The 23019-nt window shown below is 37.7% G+C and carries 21 protein-coding genes; 14 read left to right on the forward strand and 7 right to left on the reverse strand.

Annotated features, from left to right (window positions below; translation table 11 throughout):
- The first annotated feature begins 60 nt into the window (after positions 1–60).
- The gene (locus tag BXY58_RS05715; protein ID WP_120212853.1) at positions 61–1905 is read left to right on the forward strand and encodes a chloride channel protein; all 1845 of its coding nucleotides are present in this window, start codon (positions 61–63) and stop codon (positions 1903–1905) included.
- 37 nt (positions 1906–1942) lie between these two features.
- On the opposite strand, the gene BXY58_RS05720 is transcribed toward BXY58_RS05715, so the two are convergent.
- The 5 genes from BXY58_RS05720 to acs form a co-directional block, all read right to left on the reverse strand.
- Entirely contained in the window at positions 1943–2527 is a 585-nt protein-coding gene (locus BXY58_RS05720) for a dual specificity protein phosphatase family protein (protein ID WP_120212854.1), read from the reverse strand.
- A 69-nt stretch (positions 2528–2596) separates the two neighbouring features.
- A complete protein-coding gene (arr, locus tag BXY58_RS05725; RefSeq protein ID WP_120212855.1) occupies positions 2597–3037 on the reverse strand; it encodes an NAD(+)--rifampin ADP-ribosyltransferase in 441 nt (146 codons plus the stop codon).
- 31 nt (positions 3038–3068) lie between these two features.
- A complete protein-coding gene (locus BXY58_RS05730) occupies positions 3069–3260 on the reverse strand; it encodes a hypothetical protein (protein ID WP_120212856.1) in 192 nt (63 codons plus the stop codon).
- A gap of 238 nt (positions 3261–3498) precedes the next feature.
- Entirely contained in the window at positions 3499–3891 is a 393-nt protein-coding gene (locus BXY58_RS05735) for a VOC family protein (protein WP_120212857.1), read from the reverse strand.
- A gap of 193 nt (positions 3892–4084) precedes the next feature.
- Complete coding sequence (gene acs, locus BXY58_RS05740; protein ID WP_120212858.1) at positions 4085–5992, reverse strand: acetate--CoA ligase; 1908 nt, start codon at positions 5990–5992, stop codon at positions 4085–4087.
- A gap of 196 nt (positions 5993–6188) precedes the next feature.
- On the opposite strand from acs, the gene BXY58_RS05745 reads away from it, so the two are divergent.
- The 8 genes from BXY58_RS05745 to argH all read left to right on the forward strand — a co-directional run bounded on the left by BXY58_RS05745 (position 6189) and on the right by argH (position 15036).
- Positions 6189–6767: a GNAT family N-acetyltransferase gene (locus BXY58_RS05745; protein ID WP_120212859.1), complete on the forward strand. Its 579-nt coding sequence runs from the start codon at positions 6189–6191 to the stop codon at positions 6765–6767.
- Entirely contained in the window at positions 6760–7953 is a 1194-nt protein-coding gene (locus BXY58_RS05750) for an argininosuccinate synthase (protein WP_120212860.1), read from the forward strand. The genes BXY58_RS05745 and BXY58_RS05750 overlap by 8 nt, the downstream gene beginning before the upstream one ends.
- A gap of 233 nt (positions 7954–8186) precedes the next feature.
- Positions 8187–9152 carry an N-acetyl-gamma-glutamyl-phosphate reductase gene (gene argC, locus BXY58_RS05755; protein WP_120212861.1) on the forward strand — a complete coding sequence of 322 codons (966 nt, stop codon included), beginning with the start codon at positions 8187–8189 and terminating at the stop codon, positions 9150–9152.
- Between the two features lie 72 nt (positions 9153–9224).
- Entirely contained in the window at positions 9225–10394 is a 1170-nt protein-coding gene (locus tag BXY58_RS05760; protein WP_120212862.1) for an aspartate aminotransferase family protein, read from the forward strand.
- A gap of 126 nt (positions 10395–10520) precedes the next feature.
- A complete protein-coding gene (locus BXY58_RS05765; RefSeq protein WP_120212863.1) occupies positions 10521–11480 on the forward strand; it encodes an N-acetylornithine carbamoyltransferase in 960 nt (319 codons plus the stop codon).
- A 91-nt stretch (positions 11481–11571) separates the two neighbouring features.
- Complete coding sequence (gene argB / locus BXY58_RS05770) at positions 11572–12363, forward strand: acetylglutamate kinase (protein WP_120212864.1); 792 nt, start codon at positions 11572–11574, stop codon at positions 12361–12363.
- Positions 12338–13420 (forward strand): M20 family metallo-hydrolase, encoded by a 1083-nt coding sequence (locus BXY58_RS05775; protein WP_120212865.1) that lies wholly within the window; start codon positions 12338–12340, stop codon positions 13418–13420. The genes argB and BXY58_RS05775 overlap by 26 nt, the downstream gene beginning before the upstream one ends.
- Before the next feature lie 311 nt (positions 13421–13731).
- The gene (gene argH / locus BXY58_RS05780) at positions 13732–15036 is read left to right on the forward strand and encodes an argininosuccinate lyase (protein WP_120212866.1); all 1305 of its coding nucleotides are present in this window, start codon (positions 13732–13734) and stop codon (positions 15034–15036) included.
- A gap of 149 nt (positions 15037–15185) precedes the next feature.
- Here the strand turns inward: argH and BXY58_RS05785 are convergent, their stop codons facing one another.
- The gene (locus tag BXY58_RS05785; RefSeq protein ID WP_170144200.1) at positions 15186–15647 is read right to left on the reverse strand and encodes an Lrp/AsnC family transcriptional regulator; all 462 of its coding nucleotides are present in this window, start codon (positions 15645–15647) and stop codon (positions 15186–15188) included.
- A gap of 253 nt (positions 15648–15900) precedes the next feature.
- Between BXY58_RS05785 and BXY58_RS05790 the strand changes: the two genes are divergently transcribed.
- From BXY58_RS05790 to BXY58_RS05810, 5 genes are all read left to right on the forward strand, one after another.
- Positions 15901–16803, forward strand: coding sequence for an aspartate carbamoyltransferase catalytic subunit (locus BXY58_RS05790; RefSeq protein WP_120212867.1), 903 nt, complete (start codon positions 15901–15903; stop codon positions 16801–16803).
- A 117-nt stretch (positions 16804–16920) separates the two neighbouring features.
- On the forward strand, positions 16921–17994 hold the full coding sequence (locus BXY58_RS05795; protein WP_120212868.1) for a carbamoyl phosphate synthase small subunit: 1074 nt from the start codon (positions 16921–16923) through the stop codon (positions 17992–17994).
- A gap of 265 nt (positions 17995–18259) precedes the next feature.
- Positions 18260–21439, forward strand: a complete 3180-nt coding sequence (gene carB, locus BXY58_RS05800; RefSeq protein ID WP_120212869.1) for a carbamoyl-phosphate synthase large subunit — start codon at positions 18260–18262, stop codon at positions 21437–21439.
- A 127-nt stretch (positions 21440–21566) separates the two neighbouring features.
- Entirely contained in the window at positions 21567–22373 is an 807-nt protein-coding gene (locus BXY58_RS05805; protein ID WP_120212870.1) for a hypothetical protein, read from the forward strand.
- Between the two features lie 73 nt (positions 22374–22446).
- A complete protein-coding gene (locus BXY58_RS05810) occupies positions 22447–22752 on the forward strand; it encodes a hypothetical protein (RefSeq protein ID WP_120212871.1) in 306 nt (101 codons plus the stop codon).
- A gap of 62 nt (positions 22753–22814) precedes the next feature.
- On the opposite strand, the gene BXY58_RS05815 is transcribed toward BXY58_RS05810, so the two are convergent.
- Positions 22815–22937 carry an IS3 family transposase gene (locus BXY58_RS05815; RefSeq protein ID WP_120212872.1) on the reverse strand — a complete coding sequence of 41 codons (123 nt, stop codon included), beginning with the start codon at positions 22935–22937 and terminating at the stop codon, positions 22815–22817.
- Positions 22938–23019: the final 82 nt, after the last annotated feature.

Raw genomic sequence — 23019 nt, forward strand, 5'->3', positions numbered from 1 at the left:
AAAAACAAAGAGATTCGTCTTTCGCTTTTTCATTTGGTATATTTGCATAAACTCACAGTAGTGAAGATCCATAACAAGAAAAAATATCTAAGCTTTTTAAAATTCAAACGGGATTTCCAGGAATATGGATTGGAAAAAGCACGCAGCTATGAATTGATTCTGCACTGGCTCAATAATCGGCTTAGCAGAAATCAGTTTTTGGTAGTTTCGGGTATTTTGGTAGGTCTTACCGCTGGGATGGCAGGCGTGATTTTGAAAACGCTGGTACACAACATTCATTATTTCATCACCCACAAAGTTCACTTTGAGTATCAGATTTTATTCTACATCGTCTTCCCGTTTCTGGGTATTGTATTAACGACGATCACGGTTCAGACTTTATTTAAAGGACAGGACAGAAAGGGAATAGGTGCTATTTTGTATGAGATTGCACAGAATTCCAGTATTGTCTCCTCGGTCAAGATGTATTCTCAGATTATCCAAAGTGCGATTACAGTGGGATTGGGAGGTTCAGCAGGTTTGGAAAGTCCCATTGCAGTTACTGGTGCAGCGATTGGCTCTAACTATGCGCAGACATACAGGTTGAGTTACAAAGAGCGGACTTTGCTGCTGGCGGCTGGTGCCAGTGCAGGTATCGCATCTGCTTTCAATGCACCCATTGCGGGGATAATGTTTGCGTTCGAGATTCTATTGACAGGTGTCGTCTTTACCGATTTTATTCCTCTAGTTGTGGCGGCAGTCTGCGGCAGTTTGTTATCTAGAATATTGCTTCAGGAAGATGTCCTGTTCAGGTTTTATACAAGAGAAGCATTCAATTACAGAAACGTTCCTTATTATTTGATATTGGGGATTTTTACAGGTCTATATGCACGGTATTTTGTATTGGTTTCTCAGAAAGTAGAGCATCTGATCCATCAGCTTAAGATGTCACCGTTGCGAAGAGCCATGTTTGGTGGCGCAGTATTATCGTTGCTTTGCGTACTGTTTCCGCCGTTATTTGGGGAAGGTTATGATACTATTAAGTCGTTTACCAATGGTGATACACTTTTGATAATAGAGAACAGCCTGTTCAGATACTTTGAGGTCAAGAGTTTGACAGTCATTGTGTTTTTAATTTTAGTCTTGGTACTGAAAGCTTTTGCAACACCGTTTACGATCTTCAGTGGCGGTAATGGCGGTAACTTTGCGCCGTCGTTGTTTGCAGGCGGCACTGCGGGATTTCTCTTTGCGGTGATTTGCGAGCAGCTAGGCTTCAAAGACGTTCCGGTTACCAATCTGGTGTTGGTAGGAATGGCAGGTGCTATGAGCGGAATTCTGTATGCGCCGCTCACTGCAATATTCCTGATTGCCGAATCCAGTTTTGGGTACGATCTCTTCATTCCGCTGATGATTGTTTCAGTAATATCATACCTGATGGCTAAGCGGTTTTCTCCTATTTCCCCTGAGCTTAAATCGCTCGCTGACCAAGGAAAAATCTTTACCAATAAGCACGATAAAAACCTTTTGTTTTCCTTGAATACCCAGGACTATATTGATTATGAGTCTCAAACCATTAATGAAAATGCGTCCATCACAGAGCTGTTCGATATGATCAAAAACGGAAACAAAAACGCTTTTGCAGTTGTGGATCAGGCAAACAAGCTGAAAGGGACTCTTGATCTGGATGATATTCGACCTTATCTTTTCAGTAATGAGACAGATACGCTATCGTTGACCAAAATTATGAAAGCACCGCCAGCCGTCATATTTCCGGATAGTAAAGCGCCGGATATCCTCCAGATCTTTGATGATACCGGTCTTTGGAATCTTCCGGTGGTGGATCATCAAAATCAGTTTATTGGTTTTATTTCCAAATCGTCGATATTAATTGGCTACCGTCAGTTACTGAAATTATATTCCGAATAAAAAAACGAACCGTTCGTATGGGGGATTTTTTGTGGAGTTACTTTCTCTTTTTGTAATTGAGGAGGTATTTCCCTTTGCTGGAATTTTTTGAGAAGTTGCCACTCAGCTCCCAAAGATAACGGGCATGCGACCGGGCATCCTCATTACTGAAATTTTCGTACTCGATTCGGTAAATGGAACTGAATAATCTGGAACGTCCAACACCGTGGTGGCAATGGATGAGCACCGGGTAATTCTTGGGATCATCCATAATCTTCAGGAATTTTTGAACTGTGCTATCTTGTGGAATCTGATCCGTTGGCAGATTGAAATAATTAACGTTCGAGATTTTATCAATTGCATTTTCCTCCGCGCCTACTTGTTTCTTGGTTTCGGGATTCAGTTCGGTCTGTTCCTCGCCGTCGCGCAGATCGATGACACTTTTGATGCCGTGGTTTTTCAGAAAATCCTTTAGTTCGCCTGGCGGCACCACACCGGAGTTATAAACCTTGCCTTCCGAGATGGTCACTAGGTTATGCCGTAGCTTTTTCTGGTAATACACAAAGGCTGAGATCAGGATTGCTATAACAGTAAAAAGAAAAATAATTTTCTTCAATGCTGTGCTTTTTAAGTTTAAACTCATAAAATTTAAAATTGTAAAACTTTCATAATGATTTGATAATCGAAATGAAATGTAAATAAATTTGAGAGGTTATTCATCATTGAGAGAATCTACACCATCATCTTTAAGTTTTGCCAGGGCAGCTTTCATATTTTCTAACTGCTCTTTGGGGTGGCCTTCCCAAGCTGTAACTTCTCCTACGATTCTGAAAGGCAAAGTAGATCGGTAAGATTTAGTGGGATTACCCGGGAATTTTCTATTCGTCAGATCGGGGTCATCTTCTATTTCACCTGTTGGTTCCACAAGATAGATCCTTTCGCGCCCTTCGCCAATTGCCAGTTCTGCTCCCCAAATAGCGGCATCCAAAGTAGCGGTTAGAAAAATATATCTGGCATTTTTCTGCTTTCCAAAATTGGAGATTTTCCCAGGCTCTATGAGTTCTCCCAATTTTAGATCAGCCTTGGTTCCGTGGAAATAAGTTTGCTGGAAAACCGTTGGTCTGTGTTCCTGCTTGTTTTCTTCCTTTCCCATTATGAAAGTTGATATCTTATTGAAAAATGATTTATTTCTCCGCCTTTTTTCTAAAGTTCTTTACCAAAACAAATGCTGCAAACAAGAGCGTGACCGTATAAAGAATTGCCAATGCAGGCTTCTCTACAGTCATTGTTTTAAAATCGATTTGTTTATACAAAGCAGAGCCTACAATTATTGCTACCACGAGCATGGTGAAGATAGGAGCTTTATTATTTTCCATAGTTTAGAGTTTAGTTTTTGATTAGCGTTTCAAATATACAATTAATAAAGATAAACAGAAGCTGATGGATGAGGTCAACCTTCCACTATAGACTGGTCTAATGGGTTTCAATTATAGAAACCATGGCCATAACTTGAAGGTATAGGTTGACCGGAAATTAGAGGTCTTGACCTTTGAAGATGGGCTCTTGAAAAAGGATCTTTAACAAATAAACCGCTTCAATAAAGCGGTTTTAAAGTTATTCCATAGGTGTGCAAATTTCGATGAGAAAGCCGTCAGGATCCCGCAGATAGGCAACGGTTTGTCCCCACGGTTTGATCTTAGGTTTTTCTGCAAGCGTGGCACCTGCTGTTATTGCTTTTTCAACAGTCGCTTCCACATCATCTGTTGTGAAACCAATCTCGATCCCGAATGGTTTATTACTCAGTTTACTTTCTGTAAAACCTTCGGATAGATTAGATTGTGCTAAAGTGACCGAAGCAAAAGCAAGAGTCGTTTGGCCTACTAAAAGCTCACCATAATCTTGCTCTGGAGTCACAAATTTTCTTGTGAAACCAAATCCATTCTCATAAAACGAAATGCTTTTCTCTACATCTTGAACGTATAGAATGGTGTAAGCAAATTTTATCATAGTCCAGATTATTTAATTTAACTCAAATATAACGCTCATAGTATCTAACTCAAAATCCCCACCGTAAGTTCGAATTATTTTTAGCAGCACGAAGAAAAATTGTATCGAAAACCTTAGTATTTCTTACACCCAACTCTCAATACGCTGCTCGAAGTGCCAAACAATCATTCATCATTCATAATTCATCATTAATTTAAACTCTCTCATCCTTGATTTCATCCACAATCTCAGGATTCAGCAAGGTAGAAGTATCTCCAAAGTTAGAGAAGTCGCCTTCCGCAATCTTTCTCAAGATTCGACGCATAATTTTCCCTGATCTGGTCTTTGGTAACCCCGACACAAACTGGATTTTATCCAACTTCGCAATCGGTCCGATCTGTTCAGAAATCAACTGGTTAATTTCTTTTGCCAAGTTCTCTTTGTTTCGGACTTCTCCGGATTCTTTCAGAATGACGAAACCATAAAGAGCATTTCCTTTGATATCGTGCGGGTAACCAACAATCGCAGATTCGGCTACAGCAGGATGTTCGTTGATACTATCTTCAATTGGTGCTGTTCCAAGATTATGCCCGGAAACAATCACAACATCATCCACACGCCCAGTGATTCTGTAATAACCGACCTCATCTCTCAAAGCCCCGTCACCAGTGAAATATTTCCCAGGAAATGCAGAGAAATAAGTCTCCTTATACCGCTGATGATCACCCCAAATCGTTCTGGCAATACCTGGCCAAGGAAAGCGGATACAAAGATTCCCGGTGACTTGGTTGCCGGAGATTTCGTTGCGCTTATCATCCATCAACACCGGCTGAATTCCGGGTAAAGGCAAAGTCGCATAAGTGGGTTTGGTAGGCGTCACAAAAGGAATTGGTGAGATGAGGATGCCGCCGGTTTCGGTTTGCCACCACGTATCGACAATGGGGCATTTCTTCTTGCCGACATTATCATTATACCAGTGCCACGCCTCATCATTAATGGGTTCACCAACAGAGCCGATGACTTTCAAAGAATCCAGATTATGTTTCTGAACCCATTCCACACTTTCCTTTGCCAATGACCGAATCGCCGTTGGTGCTGTGTAAAACTGAGTTACCTTATGTTTCTCAATCACTTCCCAGAATCTTCCCGCATCAGGATAAGTCGGCACCCCTTCGAAGATTACTGTTGTTGCGCCATTCAGTAACGGACCGTAAAGAATATACGAGTGCCCCGTAATCCAGCCAATGTCTGCCGTACACCAATAGATGTCATTCTCCTTATAATTAAACACATTCTTGAACGTGTAAGCTGTATAAACCATATAACCAGCGCAAGTGTGAAGCATCCCTTTTGGTTTCCCTGTAGAACCGGACGTGTAAAGAATGAACAATGGGTCTTCCGCATCCATAATTACCGTAACAAAATCCGAAGAAGCTTTATCATAATAATCCGACATCCAGTGGTCTCGGCCTTCTTTCATCTTTACATCATTGTGTGTTCTTTTAACAACCAAAACATTTTCTACGGTTGGAGCTTTTTCTAAAGCTTCGTCCACAATACTTTTCAGGTCAAGGACTTTGTTTCCTCTATAACTTCCGTCTGATGTGATAACCATTTTTGCACCACAGTCATTCACTCTGGAAGCAACAGCCGATGCGGAAAATCCTGCAAATATCACAGAATGAACCGCTCCCAATTTAGCACAGGCCAGCATCGTTATTGCTAATTCGGGAATCATCGGAAGGTAGATGCAGACTCTGTCGCCTTTCTCAACACCCATTTCACGCAGGACATTGGCGGTTTTATTCACTCTTTCATAAAGTTCATTGAAGCTGATATGTTGCGCTTCTTCTTTTGGGTCATTCGGTTCCCAGATGATAGCGGTTTTATCACCACGCACGGAAAGATGTCTGTCCAGGCAGTTTTTGGTAATGTTCAGTTTTGCGTTCTTGAACCATTTGATGTTGGCTTCCTCCATATTATAATCCACGACTTTGGACCAACGTTGATACCACACAAAATTCTCATCCGCAATCTTGTCCCAAAACTTCTTAGGATTTTTAATCGATTTCTTATACTCCTTGAAATAATCCTGTAGATTCTGAATGTGATAATTTCTCATATATATTTTGATTATGTTTTTAACTCTTGTTACGTTCAAGCCAATTTACATAAAATTGAGCAAATATGAACTGGATATGACTCGGTTTCAGGATTAAAATTATTGTTAATATAAATTTAACAGATAATATTATCTTTTTAATTTGTTTTATAAAGATAATTATTTCTATTTTTGCACCTTAATTTAGATAATATCAATGAAATTAGAAGTTTCTTCAGAGAAACATTTGGTTTATGTAGAAGAAATCAGAAACGAAATGGAGGATTCCGCTAAAAAACGCGGAACTGGTATCGCAAAACGTTCTTCCGAATATCTGGGCAAAAAAATCTCAGAAGGCAATTCTATTATAGCAATTGACGAAAATGGTACCTGGGCAGGCTTCTGCTATATAGAAACCTGGACAAACGGTGAGTATGTAGCCAATTCCGGATTGATAGTTTCGCCTCAATTCAGGAATGCCGGTTTGGCAACTCAGATTAAGGAAAGGATTTTCCAATTATCCCGTGAAAAATATCCGAATGCGAAAATTTTTGGATTGACAACAGGAATGGCGGTGATGAAAATCAATAGCAGTTTAGGTTACAAGCCGGTTATTTATTCTGAACTGACTCAGGATGAACAATTCTGGAATGGCTGTAGAAATTGTGTGAACTACGATATTTTGATGATGAAAGAACGTAAAAACTGTCTTTGTACAGCAATGCTTTTCGTTCCCGAAAATCTGAATAAAGAGAAAAAGAAAAATTTTGAATCCATAAATAATAGTAATGAGTAAGAAAGTAGTTTTGGCATTTAGCGGAGGTTTGGACACTTCTTATTGCGCAAAATATCTGAGTGAAACTTTGGCTTATGAAGTTCACGCAGTCACGATTAATACAGGAGGTTTTGATAAGGAAGATGAAGTTTTGCTAAAAGAAAAAGCGGAAAAATTAGGTGTGGCTTCTTACAGGTTTGTTGATGCTTCGGAAAAATATTATAATGATTGTGTCAAGTATTTGATTTTTGGTAACGTTTTGAAAAACAATACTTATCCATTGTCTGTGAGTGCGGAAAGGACGATTCAGGCGCAGACGATTGCGGAAGTAGCTTTGGAAATCGGAGCGGATGCGATTGCGCATGGAAGCACAGGAGCAGGAAATGACCAAGTTCGTTTTGATTTGATGTTCCAGGTAATGTGTCCGAAAATAGAAATCATCACACCAATTCGTGATTTGAGTTTGTCACGTGAAGATGAAATCCAATTTTTGAAAAATCACAATTACGAAATGGATTTTGACAAAGCAAAATATTCCATTAACAAAGGACTTTGGGGAACTTCGGTTGGTGGAAAAGAAACTTTGACATCTCAGAATTACCTTCCGGAAGAAGCATTTCCTTCTCAAATCGAGAAAACAGAGCCTTCTCCATTGGAAATCGAGTTCAAAAACGGAGAATTGTTTTCTGTAAATGGCGAGATGTTTTCTCATCCGGTTTTGGCGATTCAGAAGATTGAGGAATTAGCTTCTCCTTATGGAATCGGTCGTGATATCCACGTCGGAGATACGATTGTCGGCATCAAAGGACGTGTCGGTTTCGAGGCTGCTGCAGCGTCAATCATCATCAAAGCGCATCATTTGCTGGAGAAACACACTTTATCAAAATACCAGCAGACGATAAAATCACAGTTGTCGGATTGGTACGGAAACTGGCTTCACGAAGCGCTTTTCCTTGACCCGGTAATGAGAAATATCGAATCATTTTTGCAGGATTCTCAGAAAACCGTTAATGGAAAGGTATTCATCACGCTTCATCCGTATCGTTTCATTCTGAACGGAATCGAGTCTGAAAATGATTTGATGTCTTCAAAATTTGGAAGTTATGGCGAAGAAAATCTCGCCTGGAGTGGTGAAGATGTGAAAGGATTTACCAAAATCCTCAGCAACTCGCTTAACATTTACCATCAGGTCAATAAACTGAACTAGAATTATTTGGGCAGCTTAATCCGCCCTCCATTCCCGCTTTTTTCTTTTTCTCAAAAAAAAGAAAAAGAGCTCCACTCAGGTCGGGCTGCGAGCAATTCAATGATTGAAAATCTGTTTAATCAGAAAAATCTGCGATAAAAAATAAAAGATTCAAAAAATTTGCGACTTAAAAAGCAGTTTGAAAATAAAAAAATCTTCGCGCTCTTTGCGTTCAAAAATATTAAAAAATAAAAATGAAAAAATCAGTCGGAATCATCGGAGCCAACGGTTACACAGGAAGCGAACTTGTTCGATTGCTGGCTTTTCATCCGAATATAGAATTAAAGTTTTTGTTCAGCCGTTCCAATTCCGGAGTGAAGATTTCAGAATTATATCCGGATTTGGATTCAATTTGCGATTTGATTTTGACGAATGAAATTTCACAAACCGACATTCTTTTCCTTTGCCTACCTCATAAAGAAAGTCAAAATTGGCTGAACGAAAACAAAGTGTCAGAGGAAACTTTGATTATTGATTTAGGAAACGATTTTCGATTGGATGGTGATTTTGGAAACAGAAATTTTATCTACGGTTTGCCGGAAATTTTTTTTAATGAAATCCAGAATTCGAAAAGTATTGCTAATCCGGGATGTTTTGCGACTGCGATTCAGTTGGCATTATTGCCTTTAGCGAAAGAAAATCTGTTGAAAGATGTTTACACAACGGGAATCACTGGTTCAACCGGAGCTGGACAGTCGTTGCAGGCGACAACGCATTTCACTTGGAGAAATGACAATATTTCCGCTTACAAAACCTTGAATCATCAGCACGTTGATGAGATTTTAAAACAAGTCAATTCGCTGAATAATCAAGAAGTAGAGCTCAATTTTGTTCCGTGGCGCGGCGATTTTGCAAGAGGGATTTTCACAAGCTCTATTATCGGATGTGATTGGGAATTGGAGAAGATTTACTCTTTATATAAAGACTTTTACAAGGATTCATCTTTTGTGAAAGTTTCAGAAAAACCGATTGATATGAAACAAGTTGTTAATACCAATTTCTGCGTCATACAAATAGAAAAACAAGGAAACAAAATAGCAGTCCATTCTGCAATCGACAACCTTCTGAAAGGAGCATCAGGACAAGCTGTTCAAAATATGAATATTGCCAATGGCTGGGAACAAAATTTAGGCTTGAATTTAAAACCTTTAGCATTCTAAACTTCGCGACTTAAAAGCAGTTTGAAATTAAAAAAAATCTTTGCGCTCTTTGCGTTAAAAATAAAAAGTAAAATGAATTTATTCAACGTATATCCACTCTTCAACATCAATCCAGTAAAAGCCCAAGGTTCTTTTCTCTGGGACGAAAACGGTCAGCAATATCTCGATTTTTATGGCGGTCACGCTGTGATTTCCATTGGTCATAATCATCCGCATTATGTTGAAAGGTTGAAAAATCAATTGGAGAAAATCAGTTTTTATTCCAATTCTGTGGAGAACAAGATTCAGCAAGAACTGGCTGAGAAATTGGGATTATTGTCTGGGTACGAAGATTACTCGTTGTTCTTATGCAATTCCGGAGCGGAAGCGAATGAAAATGCTTTGAAGCTGGCTTCATTTCATAACGGGAAAAAGAAAGTGGTTTATTTCTCAGAAGCTTTTCACGGACGAACTTCTGCCGCAGTTGCCGTAACAGACAATACAAAAATTGTTGCGCCAGTCAACGAATCTGAGAATTTTATCAAATGTGAATTCAATAATTCAGAAGAATTGGAGAAGATTTTTGCAGAAAATCAAAACGAAATTTCTGCTGTGATTGTAGAAGGAATCCAAGGTGTTGGTGGAATCAATTTATTGACGGAAGATTTCATTTTAAAGATTGAAAAATTGTGCAAAGAAAACAATTCGATTTTGATTTTGGACGAGGTTCAGTCAGGTTACGGACGTTCCGGGAAATTCTTTGCGCATCAAGAATTTGACATCAAACCTGACTTGATTACAGTTGCAAAAGGAATGGGAAATGGTTTTCCGATTGGTGGAGTTTTAATTAGTCCAAAATTCGAAGCGAGTTACGGATTATTGGGGACCACTTTTGGAGGAAATCATTTGGCTTGCGTCGCTGGTTTAGCGGTTTTAGAAGTCATTGAAAAAGAAAATTTAATCCAAAATTCAGAAAAAATAGGAGCTTATATCGAAGAAAAAATCAAACATTTTCCTCATATCAAAAACATCAAAAGGCGCGGTCTGATGATTGGAATTGAGCTCGACCAAGCTTGTGCAGATGTCAGGAAAGCATTGCTGTTTGAGCATTTTATTTTCACGGGCAATGCCAATGACAAGAATGTTCTGCGGATTTTACCGGCGCTTAACATTTCGGAAAAAGAATCCGATTTGTTCATCAATGCTTTAGAAAAAACCTTGAAATCTATTGATGCGAAAAAAGAAATTATAGAATTTAAATAACGCAAAGGCACAAGAAATCAATAATTATAATGTTGAAAAGTCGCAAAAATCGTGCATTAAAATTTGCGACTTATAAAAGTTGAATTACACAAAATAATTAGCGCCTTTGCGATAAAATTAAATAAAATGAAAAATTTCACTTCGGTTTACGATATAGATAATTTGCAGGAAATCATTGCAAAAGCTCTAAAAATAAAAAAAAATCCATTAGAAAATCCAACCAAAGGAAAAGGAAAAACGATTGGTTTGGTTTTTCTCAATTCAAGTCTCAGAACAAGATTAAGTTCACAAATCGCCGCTCAGAATTTGGGACTGAATGTCCTGGTTCTCAACTCTGCTCAGGAAGCTTGGAATCTGGAATTTGCTGACGGAACCGTAATGAACGGCGACACAATCGAACACATCAAAGATGCGATAGAAGTTCTGAATCAGTATTACGATATCATTGCCGTGAGATGTTTTGCGGGAATGAAAAACAAAGAAGATGATGTGAATGAAAGTATTCTTAGTCAATTTCTGAAACACGCTAAAGTTCCTGTCGTTTCTCTTGAGTCCGCAACTCGACATCCGTTGCAAAGTTTGGCAGATTGCATCACAATCACCGAAAATTGGACAGAAAATAGAAAACCAAAAGTCGTTTTGACCTGGGCGCCTCACATCAAACCGATTGCGCAGGCGGTCGCAAATTCGTTTACCGAGTGGATGCAGCAGATGGATGTTGATTTTGTGATTACCAATCCGGAAGGTTACGATTTGGATAAAAATTTCACGAAAGGTACAAAAGTGATTCACAATCAGGACGAAGCGTTGAAAGATGCGGATTTTGTTTATGTGAAAAATTGGTCTTCGTTTGATGATTATGCAAAAGTGCTGGAAGTTGAAGATAATTGGATGTTGACGAATGAAAAATTAGAATTAACCAATCAAGCGAAAGTTATGCATTGTCTGCCGGTTCGTAGAAATCTGGAACTGAGCGATGAAGTAATGGATGGCGAAAACTCAGTCATTTATCAGCAGGCTAAAAACAGAATATTTTCTGCACAAGCGGTTTTCAGTGAAATTTTAGACGAATTAAATAAAAATTAGAATAAATATTTGCTGAGCGTAAGCGCCTTTGCGAACCTTAAAATATTTTCAATAATTAATAAAAACCTTTGCGCTCTTTGCGTTAAAAAAAATGCAAAAACTATATATCATAAAAATTGGCGGAACTCTTATCGATGACAAAAAATCATTGAAGGCTTTCCTTGAACAATTTTCAAAAATCAAAGGCGCTAAAATCCTGATTCACGGCGGTGGAAAAATTGCTGAAACTTTAGCTGAAAAGTTAAAAATAAGGCAAACAATGATTGACGGACGAAGAATCACGAATAAGAAAACTTTGAAAGTCGTAACGATGGTTTATGCGGGAAGAATCAACAAAAACATCGTGGCAAAACTGCAAAGTTTCGATTGCAATGCGATTGGATTTTCTGGTGCAGACGGTAACGTCATCAAAGCCGAAAGAAGACAACATCCGGAAATTGATTTTGGATTTGTTGGCGACATCAATGAAAAAAGTATCAATCACGAATTGATTATTAATATAATAAATCTGGGTCTGGTTCCGGTGTTTTCTGCAATCACTCACGATAAAAAAGGAAATCTGTTCAACACCAATGCAGACACGATTGCCGGAACTATCGCTCAGGCTTTATCAAAATATTTCGATACAGAATTACTGTTCTGTTTCGATAAAAATGGGGTTTTGGAAAATATTGAGGATGAAAATTCGAATTTGAAAACAATCAACAAACAAGAATTTTCTGAATTAAAATCCCAAGGAAAGCTACACAAAGGGATTTTACCAAAATTAGAGAATGCTTTCAAGGCCAAAGAAAATGGTGTTCAGAAAGTGGCTTTAATCAAAGAAGAAAAATTATCAGACCAAATAAAACTAGGAAATGAAGGAACTGAAATCTGTCTTTAGCAGAGAAGAATTAACGGAAAACGCAGTCAAATTACTGAAAAAACTCATCGCAACGCCGTCTATGAGCCGAGACGAATATAACGTTTCGCTCATTATAGAAGGATTTTTCAATGAGCATCAGATTACAGTTAACCGATTCAAAAATAACATTTGGGCAACCAATAAATTTTTTGATGCAGGCAAACCTTCGATTCTTCTCAATACTCATCACGACACGGTAAAACCGAACAAAGCTTATACTTTGGACCCGTTCATTCCTGTGGAGAAAGATGGGAAGTTGTTTGGTTTAGGAAGCAATGATGCAGGCGCATCTTTGGTGGCGATGGCGCAGACGTTTCTCTATTTTTATGAAGCCGAAGATTTGACTCATAACTTGGTAATTGCTTTAACGGCTGAAGAAGAAATCTCTGGTCTGGACGGTATCGAAGCCTTGTTCCCACAACTCCCGAATGTGGAATTAGCAGTCGTAGGCGAACCAACCAAAATGAATCTTGCTATCGCTGAAAAAGGTTTATTGGTGATTGAAGGGGAAATGACTGGAACACCTTCTCACGCAGCACATCCGAACAATGACAATGCGATTGTGAAATGTATGCAGGATTTGCAGAATATTTTGAACTTCAAATTTCCAAAAATTTCGGATTATCTGGGTGAAGTCAAAGTGACTTTGTCGGTTATCAATGCGGGAACTCAGCATAACGTAGTTCCGGAAAAATGTAATTTCACTTTGGACGTGCGTGTGACAGACGAATACACGAACCGGGAAGTTTTCGAAATCATCCAGTCCCAGATGAAATCGAAACTCACACCTAGGTCATTCCGTCTCAATTCTTCAAAAATTGAGGTCAATCATCCGTTTGTTCAGGCTGGATTAGCTTTGGGAAGGACAACTTATGGTTCGCCGACATCTTCCGACCAGGCGATTATTCCGTGCACGTCGGTCAAGTTGGGCGTTGGCGACAGTCTGCGTTCTCATACAGCGGACGAGTTTGTTTATATCGATGAAATCCGCGAAGGCATCGATATTTACATCAAAATATTAGAGAAAGTTTTATAAAATAATTTTAAAGGTTTGGGCAGCTTAATCCGCCTTCCGCTCCCAATCTTTTTTGCAAGACGATTTCAGTTTGAATAGAACTTTAAGGTTGGCAAAAAAGGATTTCCGCTCAAGTCGGGCTGCGGATTCGGTATCCAAACGAAAGAGTATTATAATCATAAAGATTGTCATTCCGTAGGAATCAAACAAAACTGTAATGACAAAAGAAATTTAAAATTAAGTCTTTGGTGAGTGTAAGCGTCTTTGCGAACTTAAAAACATCAGATTAAAATAAAAAACTTTGCGCTCTTTGCGTTCAAAATATTAAAAAAATGAAAAAAATTTGGCAAAAAGATAATACCAAAACCAATGATTTGGTTAACCAATTTACGGTTGGCAAAGACTTAGACTTTGACGACAGATTAGCAAAATACGATGTGTTGGGCTCTATTGCTCATGCAAAAATGCTGGCGGAAGTTGGTTTGATTCGTTTGGATGAAGAGCAGGATATCGTTGCGGTTTTGGAAGAAGTTCTTATCGACATCGAAAAAGGAAGCTTCGAAATTGATAAATCGGCAGAAGATATCCATTCACAAATCGAATCGATTCTCATCGAAAAGCTTGGCGAAACAGGAAAGAAAATTCATACAGCAAGGTCAAGAAATGACCAGGTTCTTACAGATATTAAACTTTATCTGTTAGATGAAATCAGAGAGATTACAGAACTGACGGATTCATTCTTTCAAATACTGAAAAATAAAGCCACTCAACATAAGAATGTTTTTTTGCCTGGCTATACGCATTTGCAGGTGGCGATGCCTTCGTCTTTTGGTTTGTGGTTTGGTGCGTATGCAGAATCTTTGGTAGACGATTTGGAATTGCTGTTTGCAACGAAGAATATCATTAATAAAAATCCACTCGGTTCGGCCGCCGGTTACGGTTCATCTTTCCCTATTGACAGAGAAAGCACAACCTATAAATTAGATTTCAGAACACTGAATTATAATGTAGTTTATGCTCAGATGACACGTGGAAAATCTGAAAAATTATTAGCTAATTCATTGTCGGTTTTGGCAGGAACTTTAAGTAAGTTTTCTTACGATGTTTGTCTTTACTTAAGTCAGAACTTCGATTTTATCAGTTTTCCTAAAGAATTTACAACGGGAAGCAGTATAATGCCTCACAAAAAAAATCCTGATATTTTTGAATTGGTAAGAGCAAGATGTAATAGAATTCAAGGATTGCCAAACGAATTGATTTTGGTGACAAACAATCTGCCATCTGGTTATCACAGAGATTTGCAATTGACAAAAGAAATCCTTTTTCCTGCAATCGATTCTTTAAAAGAATGTCTCGAAATTTTGATTTACACACTTCCGAATATAGAAGTGAAGGACAATATTCTAGACGATGAAAAATATAAATACATCTTCAGTGTAGAAAAAATCAACGAAGAAGTGAAGAACGGAAAATCATTCCGTGACGCTTATATCCAAATCGGTCAGGAAATTGAAAACGACCTTTTCGAATACGATTACAAAGAGCTGAATCATTCTCACCAAGGCAGTTTAGGAAACCTTTGTCTCGACGAAATTGAATATCAATTCAATAAAGTCAGAGATAAATTGTTGGGTTAGATTTATCGCAAAGGCACAGCGATTAGACAATTAAACTGTTTTAAAGGCGTAAAATTTTAACGTCGTCAAATCAAATAAATCGAAGATTTATTCTTTGCGACTTTGAAGATTATGGATAAAACCTTTTGCGACTTTTCGTTTAAAAAAAATTAATCCAGCTTAAATTTAGTCGTCTTTTTAACTTCGGCTAGAACAATAGAACTGTGATATTGTCCAATGTGAGGTCCGTTTGAAATCACGTTTACCGTGAAAGTATTATAAGAATTGATGTCGTTCGCAAGAATCTTCAACATATAATCATATTCGCCGGAAAGGCTGATAATTTCCTGTACTTCATCGTATTTGGAAATATAATCTTCGAATTCCTTCAAGGTTTTTTGAGATTGCTCTTTCAGGCGGATATTACAATAAACCACGATGTTGATGCCGAGTTTTTCTCGGTTCAAAATTGCAACGTATTTTTCTACAACGCCTTGTTTTTCAAGGTTTTTGATGCGTTCGTAAGTTGGTGTAAAAGTTAGTCCGATTTTTTCGGAAATTTCTTTTACAGATAACGTAGAATCCTCTTGTAGAAGCGAAAGTATTAATTTGTCTTTTTTATCCAATCCCATAATGGCAAATCATTCTTTCAAATGTAAAGAAAATTTTTGATTGTAAAAATTTTAGAGCAGAAGTTCATTCATTTAACATAAAAAATTATGAATAAGATTTCATAATATAGAAAATATTGGTATCTTTGCATCCAATGAATCTGGTACAGAATTTAGCGACAACAACAATTGGCAAGTTTGCCGACAACAACAATATTTTTTATATTTAACGAAGTCTTTTAGGCTTCGTTTTTTTTATTTAAAAATTTGAGATATGATTAAGCTTTCACGCATTTCTACAGACAGTATCGAGAAGATTTTACAAGAAGCTCAGGCTTTTTCGGAAGGTAAAATCAGCAAAATTGCTGGCGATGTTTTTGCAGCCAACTTATTTTTCGAAAACAGTACGAGAACCAAAACCAGCTTTGAAGTTGCCGAGAAAAAACTCGGGCTTCAGGTGATTGATTTCGAAGCCGATAAAAGTTCGATTGCGAAAGGCGAAACGATGCTGGACACCATTAAAACACTGGAAGCGATTGGTGTGGAAGTGGCGGTCATCAGACATTCGGAAACGCGTTATTATGATGCGCTGAAAGATACGAAACTGAGCATCGTAAACGCTGGTGACGGAACAGGACATCACCCGACTCAGGCAATTCTGGACGCTTTGACGATTACTCAGGAATTTGGAAAAATCGAAGGTCTTAAAATCGGAATCGTTGGGGATGTGAAACACAGCCGTGTTGCGAATTCTGATGCAGGATTATTCAGAAGATTAGGAGCGAAAGTTTATTTCTCAGGACCAGAATTTTGGTTTGATGAAGGAATGTTGGTTAACGGAACTTATTTACAATTCGATGACCTTGTAAAAGAAGTGGATGTTTTGATTTTGTTGAGAATCCAGCACGAGCGTCACGAGAGAAATTTCAATTTCAAATCTGAGGATTATTTGAAGAAATTCGGATTGACAAAAGAAAGAGAAGCGAAAATGAAACCGACATCCATCATTATGCACCCGGCGCCAATCAACAGAGGTGTGGAAATTGATTCGGAATTGGTTGAATGCGAAAGGTCTAGAATCTTTAAGCAAATGCAGAACGGTGTTTTTGCGAGAATGGCCATCCTTAAATATGATTTAGAAAACAGAGGATTCAAATTCATCGACTCCAAAAATTAAAATATTGATTCACGCTTTTCGGGCGTGTTTTTTTTGAGATAAAAAGAAAGGAAGAGAGAAGCAGGGAGATGGAAGACTTCAATATCCATCCTCCAGCTTCCAACATAAAAAGTAAAAATGAAAAAGAAATTAATATTAGAATCCGGAGAAGTTTTTCACGGAACAGGATTCGGAGCAGAGCAGGAAACTGCTGGAGAAGTGGTTTTCAACACAGGAATGACAGGTTATCAGGAACTGATTTCCGACCCGAGTTACTGCGGACAAATCGTTTGTATGACTTATCCTTTGATTGGAAATTACGGAATTAATCGAGATGATTACGAAAGTATTGAACCAGCAATCAAAGGACTAATTGTGAAGGAATTGTGCGATTTGCCCTCCAATTTCAGAACTCAAATCACTCTGGACGAATTGTTCAAAAAGAAAAACTTGTCGGGAATTTCAGGAATTGATACCAGAAGACTGACAAGAATCCTAAGAAGTAAAGGTGTTACGAAAGGAAAAATAGTGAATACAGATGTGGATGAAAAAGCAGTAATCGAAGAACTAAAAGCTACTAATTTCCCAACAAATCAAGTAGAACAAGTTTCAACAAAAACATCTTACGCAAGTCCGGGAAGAGGTTTCAAAGTGGTATTGGTGGATTTTGGTTCCAAATTGGGGATTATCCGCGAATTGTCTCAAAGAAATTGTGACATCATCGTAGTTTCTCACGACACAACCGCAGAAGAAATTCTATTAATGGACCCAGATGGAATTATGCTTTCCAACGGTCCTGGCGACCCGGAAGATAATGCGGAAGCTTTGGTAATGATTCAGAAATTGTTAGGGAAAGTTCCAATTTTTGGAATTTGTTTAGGTCATCAGTTGATTGGATTGGCTTGTGGCGCAAAAACTTACAAACTCAAATTCGGACACAGAGGAGGAAATCATCCGGTTTTGGATTTGGAGAAAAATAAAGTTGCTATCACTTCGCAGAATCACGGTTATGCAATTGACCAGGAATCTTTGAAAAATACAGATTTAGTAGAAACTCACATCGCTCTGAATGATAGAACCAACGAAGGTGTAAAACACAAGATTCATCCTTGTTTCTCAGTTCAATATCACCCGGAAGCAAGTCCAGGTCCGGAAGATGCAAATTATCTTTTTGATGATTTCATCACTTTGATGGAGGATTTTAAGAAATAAATTTAATTAAAACTTTGCTGCTATAAGCTAATAAGTCTTAAGTAGGCAGTGACAAAAGCAAAGTAGACAGTTACAAGAGTATAGTAGACAGTCAGAAGAGTTAAATAGACAATTAGAAGATTTGAGTATACAGTCAGAAGAGTTAAGTAGATAGTCAGAAGAGTTAAGTAGAAGCAGATAGTTTCAATTGTAAAGCTGTCAAAATCAAAAAGAAAATAAAAATCTCCCGACTTCCATCATTGGATTTTGGACAATAAAAGTAAAAATGAAAAGAACAGATATACAAACCATTTTAGTAATCGGCTCAGGTCCAATCATTATTGGTCAGGCTGCGGAATTTGATTATTCGGGAACACAGGCTTGCCTTTCTTTGAAGGAAGAAGGCTACAAAGTGATTTTGATCAATTCCAATCCTGCTACGATAATGACGGATGTGGAGATTGCCGACAAAGTTTATATTGAACCGATTTCTTTGGAATTCGTTTCCAGAATTATCCGTAAAGAACGTCCGGATGCGCTTCTTCCGACTTTAGGTGGACAAACCGGACTGAATATGGCGGTTGAATTACAGAAATCCGGAATTCTTGAAGAATGTAAAGTAGAAGTTTTAGGAACGAAACTTTCGGCGATTAATCAGGCAGAAGACAGAGACCTTTTCCGTGAATTGATGCGAGAATTGAACGAACCGGTTCCGGAATCTGACATCGTAACCACAGTTCAAGGCGCTTTGGATTTTGCAGACAGAATCGGTTATCCTGTGATTGTCCGTCCTGCCTTTACAATGGGCGGAACAGGCGGGGGAATAGCTTCCAACGAAACGGAACTGAAAGAAATTGCTGAATTAGGATTGAAACATTCGCCCGTAACACAATGTTTGATTGAAAGATCCATCGCCGGATTCAAAGAAATAGAATATGAGGTAATGCGGGATTCCAACGACAACGCCATCGTGGTTTGTAATATGGAAAACATCGACCCGGTTGGTGTTCACACAGGAGATTCTATTGTGGTGGCGCCTTCGCAGACACTTTCTGACAGAGAGTATCAATTGTTGAGAAATGCTTCTCTAAAAATAATCAGAGCTTTAGGAATCGAAGGTGGATGTAATGTTCAGCTGGCATTAGACCCGCATTCATTCAATTATTATATTATCGAAGTGAATCCGAGAGTTTCACGTTCGTCAGCTTTAGCGAGTAAAGCAACAGGTTATCCAATTGCCAAAATTGCGGCGAAAATCGCAGTTGGTTTAACATTGGACGAAATCAAAAATCCAGTAACAGGAACATCATACGCTTGTTTCGAGCCGGCTTTGGATTATGTTGTGACGAAATTCCCAAGATTCCCTTTCGATAAATTCGAAACGGCTGACAGAAGATTATCAACCCAAATGAAAGCGACGGGCGAAGTAATGGCCATCGGAAGGAACTTCGAAGAGTCTTTGCAAAAAGCGATTCGTTCTTTGGAAACAGGAATTCGTCATTTAGGATTAAAGAAAAAACAAGCCGAAGTTTTAACAGCCGAAGAAATCGAAAGAAGAATCCGAGTTTGTGATGACGAAAGATTATTCATTATCGGTGATGCTCTTAGAAGAGGTTACGATTGGGAACAAATTGTGGAATGGAGTAAAATTGACAAATTCTTCATCTGGAAAATCAAGAAACTGATTGACTTCGAAACGACAATCAAAGAAAATAAATTCGATAAAGAAATTCTTCTCGAAGCTAAGAAATTAGGTTTCGCAGATTTGAATATCGCCCATCTTTGGGAAACGACTCAAAAAGAAGTTTTCCAATTCCGAAAAGATAACGGAATAATGCCGGTTTACAAAATGGTGGACACTTGTGCTGCCGAATTCGAATCGGAAACACCTTATTTCTATGGAACTTACGAAGAGGAGAATGAAAGTGTAGTTTCTGAAAAAGAAAAAATCATAGTTCTTGGTTCTGGTCCAATCAGAATTGGTCAAGGAGTTGAGTTTGACTATGCAACCGTACATTCGGTTTGGGCGATTCAGCAGATGGGTTACGAGGCGATTATCATCAACTCCAATCCGGAAACCGTTTCCACAGATTTCTCGATTTCTGATAAATTATACTTCGAACCTTTGGCAGAAGAAGATGTGATGAACATCATCGAACTTGAAAAACCAAAAGGCGTTGTGGTTCAGTTTGGAGGACAGACAGCGATTAATCTGGCAGATAAATTGGCTGCTCACGGCGTTCAGATTTTGGGAACTTCTCTTGAAGATTTGGACAGAGCAGAGAACAGAGATAAATTTGAAAAAGCACTTCAGGATTTAGGAATTCCGCAACCGCTTGGAAAAACTTCGACTTCAAAAGAAGAAGCAATTGTGATTGCTAATGAAATCGGATATCCTGTTTTGGTTCGTCCGAGTTATGTTTTGGGAGGTCGTGCTATGGAAATCGTTTATAACGAGAATGAACTCGCTCATTATATGGAAAATGCGGTGGATGCCAGTCCGGAACATCCTGTTTTGATTGACCGTTACCTGACCGGAAAAGAAGTGGAAGTGGATGCGATTTCTGACGGCGAAACCGTAGTGATTCCGGGAATTATGGAACATATCGAAAGGGCAGGTGTTCATTCCGGAGATTCGATTGCAGTTTATCCGCCTCAAACTTTGACGGAAACTCAAATCAAAACATTAGAAGATTATACGATAAGATTAGCAAAAGGTTTGAATGTCATTGGATTAATGAATATTCAATACGTGATTTCTAACGGCGAAGTTTTCGTTATCGAAGTGAATCCGCGTTCGTCCAGAACCGTTCCTTTCTTATCGAAAATAACGGATGTTCCGATGGCAAACCTGGCAACCAAAGCAATTCTCGGATCGTCATTGAAAGATTTAGGTTATCAATCCGGATTGGTTCCGAACAAAGAAGGTGTTTATGTGAAAGTTCCGGTTTTTTCTTTCAGTAAATTGACAAAAGTGGACATCTCTCTCGGACCAGAAATGAAATCGACAGGAGAAGTGATGGGGAAAGATTTGACGCTGGAAAAAGCTTTGTACAAAGGCTTAATCGGTGCCGGAAGAAAAGTTCCTACTTTCGGAGCCATTCTTTTCACAGTGGCGGATGCAGACAAAGAGGAAGCTTCTGAATTGGCAAAACGTTTCAATAACGCAGGTTTCAGAATCTGGGCAACGGAAGGAACGGCTAAATACTTCGAAGAAAAAGGAATCCAAACGAAAATCGGTTATAAAATCGGGGAGGAAGATGTGAACCTGATTGATTTGATCCAGAAAGGAAAAGTGCAATACGTTGTGAATACGACTACAAAAGGAAAACAATCTGAAAGAGACGGTTTTCAAATCCGAAGAATGTCCGTAGAAAACGGCGTTCCTTGTCTGACGTCAATGGACACGGTGGAAGCAATTCTGAAAGTGATTGAGAGTATGACGTTTAAAATGGAAGCGATGTAGTTTCAATTAAATAAATGTAGTTCCAATTAAAATAAATAAAAACGCATCATAATTTTAAGGTGCGTTTTTATTTTATATCGAGGTATTTATAATTGTACTACTTTTAAGTTTTTATAATTACAATTCTATGTTAAACTACATTTCATTATTATTAATTTCATTTTTGGTCATTTCTTGTTCTGGAGATATTGAAGAACAAAAGTTGCTGAGATTTTCTGATGAGAATAAAAAATATGAATTTGAAATAATTGAGAAGGATTTCAATGAAAAAGATTCGTTAAATTTTGAAAAGAAATATTATAAAATTTTAGACTCACAATATCGATTAATTAATGAAAATAATTTGCAATTTTCCTTTTATAATAGTCATAATAAGCTTTCTGAAATAAAATCTGTATATAGAAGAGGAGGAAAAACAAATATTCTAATATATAAATATCTATATGATAAAAAACAAAATCTAAAATTAATCACTTATCAATTCAATGATGTTGACACAATTCAGATTTTTAAATATAATGAAATGAATCAATTAATTCAAAAAGACTATCCATTTAGAAAATCCTTAATCAAATATAAATATGATAAAGATAAAATTTCTGAAATAACTGAATTTGAAAATGGAGAGATTTCCAAATATTCTAAATTCAGTTATGATGATAAAGGAAATAGATCAATTGAAGATTGGGTTTTCAATGAGAATCAAAGAATGAGAACGTACTTTAAGTATAATTCCAAAAATAAATTAATCAGTAAAAGAGATACTTCCTTTACGAACTCTGGACATCCGAATGAGTATGTTGAATTTCTTGATAAGTATTTTTATAATAAAAATGATTCATTAATAGAAAAAAGACAATATGGTAGGATTTTAAGTGAAAAAAAATTTGAATATCGTGGAAAGACTACTTATGATTACAAACAGTTAAGGTAATGTTAGAAAGTAGTTTCAAATAGAAATAAGGGAATTAAGATTTTATTTATACCTTTAATCCAAATAAAAATCTATGAAAAAAGCATCACAACTATTATTTTTAGGAATTTCTTCAGCATTACTATTCTCCTGCGCCACAGTTCACGACAGATTGCAAACAGGAACAATCGTAAGAGACTGTACAGGAACATATCTAAGAGTTGCAGAAAATGAAGATTACCTGGTTTGTAATGCCGAAATTCTGGAATCTAAAAAAGACGGCGAGAAAGTATCTTTGGTCTATGACAACACGGATAAATGTCCGGAAAGAGACGGCAAAATTATGTGTATGATGTATCACGAGAACAAAGGAATGATAAGAGTTAAAAGTGTTAAATAAACTTTTAAACCAAATAAAAAAACCTCCCTAAAATTAGACTGCACCCAAAAGTTTAGACAAAATTAAACAAAATTATTAAAGAAAAGAGTTCGGTACTGTACCGGGCTCTTTCCATTTAGATTTAATCGTATTCTGTCGTTGTTGTAATAAGTGATGTATTGTTTTATTTCTTGGTAGCGTCTCACTAACTGTGTAAGTTAAAAAGTTATTCTGAAAAATTTTTGAGCCCTCTAAAGCTCAAAAATAATTTTCGGAAATAACTTTTTA

It is taken from the genome of Epilithonimonas arachidiradicis (genome assembly GCF_003610695.1).
Lineage (GTDB): Bacteria > Bacteroidota > Bacteroidia > Flavobacteriales > Weeksellaceae > Epilithonimonas > Epilithonimonas arachidiradicis.

Excerpts from the sequence above, each read along its gene's own strand:
- BXY58_RS05720 (WP_120212854.1), bottom strand. The coding sequence starts at position 2,527 with ATGAGTTTAAACTTAAAAAGCACAGCATTGAAGAAAATTATTTTTCTT.
- BXY58_RS05745 (WP_120212859.1), top strand. The coding sequence starts at position 6,189 with ATGAAATTAGAAGTTTCTTCAGAGAAACATTTGGTTTATGTAGAAGAA.
- BXY58_RS05765 (WP_120212863.1), top strand. The coding sequence starts at position 10,521 with ATGAAAAATTTCACTTCGGTTTACGATATAGATAATTTGCAGGAAATC.
- arr (WP_120212855.1), bottom strand. The coding sequence starts at position 3,037 with ATGGGAAAGGAAGAAAACAAGCAGGAACACAGACCAACGGTTTTCCAG.
- BXY58_RS05775 (WP_120212865.1), top strand. The coding sequence starts at position 12,338 with ATGAAGGAACTGAAATCTGTCTTTAGCAGAGAAGAATTAACGGAAAAC.
- BXY58_RS05805 (WP_120212870.1), top strand. The coding sequence starts at position 21,567 with ATGTTAAACTACATTTCATTATTATTAATTTCATTTTTGGTCATTTCT.
- BXY58_RS05790 (WP_120212867.1), top strand. The coding sequence starts at position 15,901 with ATGATTAAGCTTTCACGCATTTCTACAGACAGTATCGAGAAGATTTTA.
- BXY58_RS05785 (WP_170144200.1), bottom strand. The coding sequence starts at position 15,647 with ATGGGATTGGATAAAAAAGACAAATTAATACTTTCGCTTCTACAAGAG.
- BXY58_RS05760 (WP_120212862.1), top strand. The coding sequence starts at position 9,225 with ATGAATTTATTCAACGTATATCCACTCTTCAACATCAATCCAGTAAAA.
- BXY58_RS05750 (WP_120212860.1), top strand. The coding sequence starts at position 6,760 with ATGAGTAAGAAAGTAGTTTTGGCATTTAGCGGAGGTTTGGACACTTCT.
- argC (WP_120212861.1), top strand. The coding sequence starts at position 8,187 with ATGAAAAAATCAGTCGGAATCATCGGAGCCAACGGTTACACAGGAAGC.
- argH (WP_120212866.1), top strand. The coding sequence starts at position 13,732 with ATGAAAAAAATTTGGCAAAAAGATAATACCAAAACCAATGATTTGGTT.
- BXY58_RS05730 (WP_120212856.1), bottom strand. The coding sequence starts at position 3,260 with ATGGAAAATAATAAAGCTCCTATCTTCACCATGCTCGTGGTAGCAATA.
- BXY58_RS05810 (WP_120212871.1), top strand. The coding sequence starts at position 22,447 with ATGAAAAAAGCATCACAACTATTATTTTTAGGAATTTCTTCAGCATTA.
- carB (WP_120212869.1), top strand. The coding sequence starts at position 18,260 with ATGAAAAGAACAGATATACAAACCATTTTAGTAATCGGCTCAGGTCCA.
- BXY58_RS05735 (WP_120212857.1), bottom strand. The coding sequence starts at position 3,891 with ATGATAAAATTTGCTTACACCATTCTATACGTTCAAGATGTAGAGAAA.
- acs (WP_120212858.1), bottom strand. The coding sequence starts at position 5,992 with ATGAGAAATTATCACATTCAGAATCTACAGGATTATTTCAAGGAGTAT.
- argB (WP_120212864.1), top strand. The coding sequence starts at position 11,572 with ATGCAAAAACTATATATCATAAAAATTGGCGGAACTCTTATCGATGAC.
- BXY58_RS05795 (WP_120212868.1), top strand. The coding sequence starts at position 16,921 with ATGAAAAAGAAATTAATATTAGAATCCGGAGAAGTTTTTCACGGAACA.